Annotated in this window: 2 protein-coding genes; both read right to left on the bottom strand. The window is 55.6% G+C overall.

The genetic code is table 11. From position 1 onward, the window contains the following. Positions 1 to 11: 11 nt before the first annotated feature. On the bottom strand, positions 12 to 707 hold the full coding sequence (locus B3W37_RS00035; protein ID WP_483174411.1) for a DUF4956 domain-containing protein: 696 nt from the start codon (positions 705 to 707) through the stop codon (positions 12 to 14). Between the two features lie 25 nt (positions 708 to 732). Then, positions 733 to 999: VTC domain-containing protein (locus tag B3W37_RS00040; protein ID WP_483174412.1), on the bottom strand; the 267-nt coding region annotated here is incomplete at its 5' end.

Consider the following 999-nt stretch of genomic DNA (forward strand, 5'->3'; position numbering starts at 1 on the left):
CCCGGGGCTCACTAAACCGCCAGCTCGCCATTGTAGCTCACCATTACGATGTCATCCACCCCATTTATGGACGATAGCTCGTGCATGAAATCGGTGTTTTCATCCTTGAGGCGCGTTTCCACGGTCAGCTCGATGCCCCGCCCGCCGCGTACCGCCTTGGATTTAATATTCATGCGCTTGACGAACCGCCCCAGGCTGGACAGCAGTTCTTTTTCCGCTTCGGCATCGCGGCAGTTGACCACGAACATATAGGGGATCTCACGCACCGTCTTATTGGTGAAGATCAAGAGCATCACTCCCACCACCAGGGAGCCGGCGATCCCCAGGAGAAACTGCCCCGCGCCGGTGACGATGCCGGCCGCGATAGCCCAGAAAACGTACACGATATCGACCGGGTCTTTGATGGGGGTCCTGAACCTGACAATGCTCAGGGCGCCGACCATGCCCAGGGAGAGAATGATGTTAGAGGTCACCGCCATGATGATCAGGGTGGTGATCATGGCCATGGCCACCAGGGAGATGTTGAAATTGCGCGAATACATCACTCCGTTGAAGGTTTTCTTGTAGATGGTGTAGATGAACAGGCCCAAGAGGAAGGAGATCAAGAGGCTGACCGCCACGTCCACCAGGGAGAAGCTGGTCACTGCCTGTTCGAGCACGTTATTCTTGAAAATGTCAGTGAAATTAAAGGTATTGCCGTCTGGCATGGTCTGTCCTCCGTTTCGTAAGTTATTAATCGAAGCGCCGGCAGATGGCGTATTTGGACAAGGCCGCCCGCTGCCGGCTGTTCAGCATCAAAAGGTCCGCTATGTGGGCAGGGAGAAACTCATCATATTTAATCTCCAGTATGGAAAGTCCCTCATCCGTCACCCCGGTCAGGGGCAAGGCAGAATTGAGGAAATCCACCGAGCTGAGCCCGGTCACCAGGTTGCTGTCCAGGGTGACGCGCACCCTGCCCGGATCCCACTCATAGGCCTCGCGTTCATACTGCACTATGGT

The organism is Syntrophomonas sp. UBA5494, assembly GCF_002426325.1.

What these genes read in the sequence shown, in the direction of transcription:
- B3W37_RS00035 (WP_483174411.1), bottom strand. Translation starts at nt 707, where the DNA reads ATGCCAGACGGCAATACCTTTAATTTCACTGACATTTTCAAGAATAAC.